The organism is Aquimarina sp. RZ0 (assembly GCF_008370685.1).
Lineage (GTDB): Bacteria > Bacteroidota > Bacteroidia > Flavobacteriales > Flavobacteriaceae > Aquimarina.
In genome coordinates this window covers 21,448-28,497 of record NZ_VTZU01000084.1, presented here as the reverse complement: position 1 = coordinate 28,497, position 7,050 = coordinate 21,448, and the positions used below count along the sequence as shown (strand labels likewise).

3 protein-coding genes are annotated in these 7,050 nt (G+C 33.7%); 1 reads left to right on the top strand and 2 read right to left on the bottom strand.

Annotation, left to right across the window (positions count from 1 at the left end; all coding sequences use genetic code 11):
- Window positions 1–322: 322 nt before the first annotated feature.
- Window positions 323–2,992 carry a carbohydrate-binding protein gene (locus tag F0000_RS23070; protein WP_188112237.1) on the bottom strand — a complete coding sequence of 890 codons (2,670 nt, stop codon included), beginning with the start codon at window positions 2,990–2,992 and terminating at the stop codon, window positions 323–325.
- Between the two features lie 585 nt (window positions 2,993–3,577).
- Window positions 3,578–4,435 carry a DUF6503 family protein gene (locus F0000_RS23065; RefSeq protein WP_149627085.1) on the bottom strand — a complete coding sequence of 286 codons (858 nt, stop codon included), beginning with the start codon at window positions 4,433–4,435 and terminating at the stop codon, window positions 3,578–3,580.
- A gap of 325 nt (window positions 4,436–4,760) precedes the next feature.
- Between F0000_RS23065 and F0000_RS23060 the strand changes: the two genes are divergently transcribed.
- Window positions 4,761–7,022 carry a S9 family peptidase gene (locus F0000_RS23060; RefSeq protein ID WP_255452863.1) on the top strand — a complete coding sequence of 754 codons (2,262 nt, stop codon included), beginning with the start codon at window positions 4,761–4,763 and terminating at the stop codon, window positions 7,020–7,022.
- Window positions 7,023–7,050 lie beyond the last annotated feature (28 nt).

The window sequence follows — 7,050 nt, the reverse complement described above, 5'->3', positions numbered from 1 at the left end:
ATTTTTTCTTTATGCAAGGCAAAAAAATCAAGCATAGCTATAGCTACGGTTTATTTTTTAAACGAAGTAGAAAGGAAAAAGAAACGATGAATATGCGAAATTTTTAGTTATAAATCGTATTAAATCTTGATTATCGAGTAAACAACTTATGTATGATTGCACTTATAACCACTCAAAACTTTATCTTTTTAGTGAATTTTTAGATTTATACAAAAACCCCATAGTATTATACAAAACTGATATACTATGGGATTCTATGACTACGCGTCTTATTAGTTGTAAGCTACCTTATTTTGAAATAAAAAATACGTTCTTAATTTTCTTAATACTTAATGAACTTCTGTACACTTTTTGTTATCGGATCTATTAACCAATACATCCCTTCTGTTAAAGAAGAAATATTTATTTTATTAGGAGTGTTTGGCGTTATAGTAATAGTTTTTAGTTTTTTTCCGGTAATATCTCGGATATTTAATATGCTATCCTCTTTGATGCCATCTATTGTAATAAAGCGTTGAGCTGGATTGGGGTAGACCGTAAAACTATATTCAGTAAACTCATCAACCGAAAGCAAAGGATTAGAAAACTCAAAATAATTGATATTAAAAAGATAGCCATTACCACCTGTATATTCAAAGCGAATTTTTTGATTTCCCTGACGTAAATCAACCGGGATATTAACAGTATTCCAGTTTTGCCAACCACCGGTATTATCAATATCGATCGTCCCCAAAGAAACGGTTTCTCTTACTAGCCTAACTGTCCCTCCTTGAGACTCTGACGCTACTCTGAATGCAATATTATAGGACCCTGCGGCTGGTGCAGAAATCTGGTACTCGCTAAAGTCTCCATCTTCAATAAAACCAATATTCATTCCTCCTCCGGTATCAGCAGTTGTTTCTCGCTGAATTCCAAAATGTTGAAAATATTCTTCAGCTTCTACAATGCCTGGTATGTTGTGTACAATTGTACAGGTATTTATAGTGTCTGAAGGGCATTCATCATCAGAATTTGACACATAACCCGAAGGTTGGGAACAACTGCTTATTGTTTGAGATGGATCTCCCAGGTTATCGTTGTCAGTATCTCCATACCAAACAACAGGATTTGTACATGAGTCTGCACAGTTTTGTGATTCACCAGGTAACCCATAACATATACCAGAAGGTCCCTGATCAGTATCCCAATCTACTCCGGGAACCCAGTTGTCCCCTAATTCATAGGCTCCAACATCAGGGTTACTCCCCACAAAACCAGCTGTATAATCAATCCCGTCTTTATTAATACTTCTACCAAAATCTATCGCAGGTACATTTGCTTTCAGTTTAAAATCATTGTTGGCATAATTCACAAAAGATGTTTTATCTACAAGGTTATTTTGCTTATCCGATTGTGGTTCCCAAGTGGATTCACTCTCTTGATTTCCTTGCTGATCCATCGCTTCTTCATCTGTAATATTGTTCCAAACATTGACATTAGAAAAACTGGTTCCTTCTTTGTGCCAGGCACCCATAGTACCACCATCATTCTTTACAAAAGTATTATTGAAAATGTCAATATCTGCCCCATTCCAGTTGATTTGGATATTTGTCCATTCTACATCCCACACTACATTTCTATAAACTCTTACATTACCAGCATCATTATCCAGATAAATACCCGCTGCTTTTTTTAATTTACCTCTTCCTTCTGCTTCGTGAAACCAGTTATGATGAATGCTCATATTAAGGTTGGGACCGATAGTATAAATCAAGGCGCAGTCATCAGCAATCAAATTACTTTTTGAAATATCATTCCAGGCCACTTCAGAATTTTTATTGACTATCTGGATACCATCTCTTCCGCCTCCGCTAATTTGATTATTTATTATTTTTGAGTTATTACCGCCTCTCGCCATTATTGGAGCATCATAAGAACCTAAGAAATCAAAATCGTGTATATAGTTATTTTTAATCAAAGAATTATTTCCAGCATCCCAAACTCCTGTGGCATCACCAAAACCGATTTCACATTTTTCGATAACCGTATCTCTTGATCCCGATTGAATATCAACGGCATTAACTCCTGAATTAAAATTAGGATTAATTCCTCTGGTCATACTACCATACAATAGTGTAACCTCATTAAGTTTATTACTATTGCCTTTTATCTTGACAGAACCTCCAAAAAGAGCCATTTGTCGTATCGTTATAAAGTTTCTATTAGACAAGTCAGCTGTTAATGATCTTCTTGACATTTGAATTTGACCATCAACCGGGGCTTCATTATTTGGTAATTTCACATAGAGAGTTTTAGTGTCTTTATCAAAATACCACTCATTTTCATAATCCAGAGCTTCTTTAATACCTTCTAGAAAATAATCTCCCAAATCTCCTGGAGAGTGGGAACTGATGATCCAGTTTTGATTTTTGATCGCATCAAAATTTACTCTTCCTGATGATTCTCCCTTAATCCAAGCTCTCCAGGTAGTCCATCCAGAGCCAGGTCTGTCTCCATAAAACATTATTGATCCTCCATTGGACCAATTCCAATTAGGAATGTCGGCATCTGTAAGGAAAGCATTTACTTGCACATTATCCTGACTCCCGCCATCATTTCTAAATGAATTCAGAGTGAATCGATCACCATCTATATTATTAGGCCACCTGGCAAGATCAAGTACCGTAGTTTTATTCATCACAAAATTCTTCTGCTCCAGATCCCATCCTACATCGGTCTTGTAGATTCCATTCTCATCCAACGTAAAACCGTTTAGAGCTTCCATAGCGGTAATAATTACTTTTTCGCCTGGGTAGGATTGAAAAACAATTGGATTGCCTGTAGTTCCAGAATTTGCAGGTCTTAGAATTTCTTCATAAGTTCCCTCGCGTATGAATACAACATCTCCTGCAATAGCCTCTGAGGCAGCCTTAGCAATAGTTTTATAAGGGTTTTCTATAGTTCCTGCATTAGAATCATCTCCGTTTTTTGCTACATAAATTTCTTTTGCCATAATGGTTTGGAAAGTAGACAAGAAACCTAAAAAAAGTATGATACGTATTTTTTTACAATCTTTATTTCTAAATATAGCATAGAAAAAGTAAGAAAAATTCAGTGAATAGTTCATTGTTCTCATGAGTTTGTGTGTTTAGTTAATAATGAAGATGTTGTTAACTTATAAAATAAAGCATATTTATGATGTTATAAAATTGATTCAATAGTAGGGAGGGAACATAATGAAATCAACTTTTAATTATTTTTTAATATTGAATATATCCTGAATTTTATATTTTCTAAAAACAAAAAAGAATGTACCTACATTTCAGTTACTTTTCTGGTCTACAACACTATTGCTATCTTCAAAACGTGATTTATGTATCCAAAATATAAAAACAGTTACCGTCAAAAACAAAAAAATCAAGATGGACTCAATGCGAATTTAAAACAAAACCCATTTGCATAATAAAAAAAATCTGTTAATTATATTAAAATCTGTAATTTTCTATACTATGTATTATAATTAATATAGTAGCGCTGAATCATTGAACTCTAAAGTAACATAGCTGTACACTTTTACGTTTTTAAATGTATAAAAAAATTAAAGAAGAATTTTTTTAGCATTTTCGGGAATAGTGAATACTGTTCCTTCCTCATTTAAAAAAGTAATATCAGAGATAGTAGCTTCTCCTAACTTAGTATCCGTCATCCCTTTTTCTTTGGTCCATCCATAAAACTCCCAGCTAGTAGCAAAAGGAATCCTGTTTACATTTTTAAAACCTTTATAACGAATTACGTGCGGATCTGCTTCTGCCTTAGTTGTATTTCCATCACTTCCAAAGGTTACAATATATGCTGCAGCCTGTAAGGAGCTAATCACCTGATCGGCATAAAGGATGTACCAATCATCTGGAGCATCACCAGTACCGCTATCAAAAGTGAGTTTGGCTGTACTATGAGGTATATTATTAAGTTTTCTGTCTTCTTGTATTGTTAAACTGGTTCCGGGGTCATCTAACTTATATGGCATACAAAAAAAATATGTCCAGGTAAACATATCAAAACGCGCACCTTTATCATTAGCTTCTGCAGGACTTAAATACACATCCTGACCGTCATATAGTAATGTACTTTTATCTTTTTTGTCAATCCTTATTTTTGTAGAATTTGTGAGCATGGTAACCTTTCCCGTAAGATGTTCTTTTCCTCCAAACAAGACATTGATATTAAAACTTATCGCTTTATAATTTAGGAAATCTTCTTTTTTGTGAGCTTTTTCAATATTTTTAATCAAATTCTCAGAAATTGATAAAGCACCACCACCTATGCCACCATCAGGTTCTACAGGCGTTACTTTTTCTTGCTCAACAGGGATTTCTGATTCTGTTTCTTTCTGTTTCTTGTCTTGATTACAACTAATGATGATAAATGTTACTAATGCGATTAAAATTCTTTTCATTATATGGTTATTTGTGTTATCGACTTAAAATTAATAAATCTCTGAAGTGTATGATCAATTTTATGACAATTGTAACAGATGACATAGATCTTACTAATTAGTTTGTTTTTTTTGAAAAAAAACGAATTCTAGTGTAACAAAAATAAAAATTTGGTTACTAACATCTTACAGTCATATATTGCCTTAAGTATTTTTACTAAAATATGGAGTACTTAAGTAAGACTAAGTATATTAAAAAAGTTAGTGTAATCATCAAATCAAAAACTCTAAACTAATGAAACAAATGTGTAAAAGAATCTGGAGCATGTGCATAGTACTTATGTGCATGTCATTTGTTCAAGTATTTGGACAAGAAGTAAAAGGAACCTGGAAAGGTAACATATCAGTTCAAGGAACAGAAGTGCCTCTATTATTTCATATTGAAGAAAAAGATGGAGTGTTATCGACTAAAATGGATAGTCCGTCTCAGGGAGCTACAGGAATGCAAATGGATAGTACTGTTTTAGAAAATAATCAATTAACTTTGATATTTAAAAAGGCAGGGATTAAGTACATAGCATCTCTGAAATCAGCAAAATTAAAAGGAACTTTTTATCAAGGAGGAATGGAATTACCATTAGAAATGGAGAAAACAGAAAAAACGATACCAGGGAACCCTGAATTGGTCACCTCTGATGTGGAATTAGTAAAATTAAGTGACTATGATAAAGGTAATTATACGTATTCTGTAGAGGACTACTTTGCAAGACCAAAAGCAAGAAGTTTCCAGTTCTCTCGTAACGGTAAATACTTGTCATACCGGGAAAAAGATGAAAATAGCAAAAACCATGTATATGTAAAAGAAATAGCAACCGGCAAAGTAACTCGTGTTATTGAAGAGAAAGAAGAACTGATTCGAGGATATGGCTGGGCAAATAATGAGCGCTTAGTCTATGTAATGGATAAGGGTGGAAATGAGGATTATCACCTTTTTGCGGCTGACATAGATGGAACAAACCAAAAAGAATTAACACCTTATGATGGAGTTCAGGTTAGTATTTTGGAAGGGTTAAGAGAAGATGAAGATCATATGATCATATCAATGAATAAAAATAACAAACAAATTTTTGAACCTTATAAGATAAATATTCTTACTGGTGATATTAAACAATTGTTTAAAAATGAAGATGCTGCTAACCCAATTGCCGGATATAACTTTGATAAAGATGGAAAGTTAAAAGGGTATGCTAAGATGAGGGATGGTGTGAATATTGATTTTTATTATGCCAAAGAAGATGGGAAATTCGAAATCGTAAAACAATTAAACTGGAAAGACACCTTCTCAATCCTCAGTTTTGATTATGCATCAAAGAATCCTCATGATGCTTATGTTGTATCTAACCTGAATTCTGATAAAACTGAGATATTTCTGTATGATTTAAAAGCAGATAAAGTAATTAAAAAGTTATATTCTAATGATAAATACGATGTGTCAAATCTTTCATTATCCAGAAAACGTGGGTATGAATTGGATTTTTTCTCATATCAGGGGGAGAAACAAGTAGTAATTCCAGTAAGTGATTACTATAAAAAATTACATAAAAGAATCACAAAAAAATTCCCTGATCACCAGTATTCAATTGCGGATAAAACAGATAACGAAGATCAATATCTCATCTTTTTGCAAAGCGATAAGTTATATGGTGTTTATTATTCTTATGATGCTATAAAAGATGAGTTTAAGTTGCTGTATAATCTGATGCCACAACTTAAAGAAAATGATATGGCAGAAATGCGTCCTATTACTTTTAAAAGTAGAGATGGATTAACCATTCATGGGTATATTACATTGCCCAAAGAGGCAGTAGCAGGAAAAAAAGTACCTTTGATTGTAAATCCGCACGGAGGGCCTCAGGGTATAAGAGATTCCTGGGGGTTTAATCCAGAGTCTCAATTATTTGCCAGTAGAGGGTATGCCACATTACAAGTTAATTTTAGAATATCCGGGGGATACGGGAAAGAATTTCTGGAAGCTGGATTCAAACAAATCGGAAGAAAGGCAATGGATGATGTAGAAGATGGATTACAATATGTAATTGATCAAGGGTGGGTAGACAAAGATAATGTTGCTATTTATGGAGGAAGCCACGGTGGATATGCAGTATTAAGAGGTTTGACAAAAACACCAGATTTGTATGCCTGCGGTGTGGATTATGTTGGGGTGTCTAATCTTTTTACATTTATGAAAACAATTCCCCCCTATTGGAAACCTTATTTAAAGATAATTAAAGAAATCTGGTATGATGAAGATATTGCGGAAGAAAAAGCCATTATGGAAGAAGTATCTCCCGTTTATCAAATAGATAAGATTAAGAAACCATTGTTTGTGGTTCAGGGAGCAAATGATCCACGTGTAAATATTGATGAATCTGATCAGATCGTAAAAGCATTACGTGATAAAGGATATGATGTCCCTTATATGGTGAGATATGATGAAGGACACGGATTTGGTAAAGAAGAAAATTCGGTTGCTATGTATAAAGCAATGATGGGATTCTATGCCAAGCATATAGGCAAAAAGGAAACTACTAAACCTGTAAAAGGTTGATTATTCTTACTAAGAAAAAGCCTCTTGT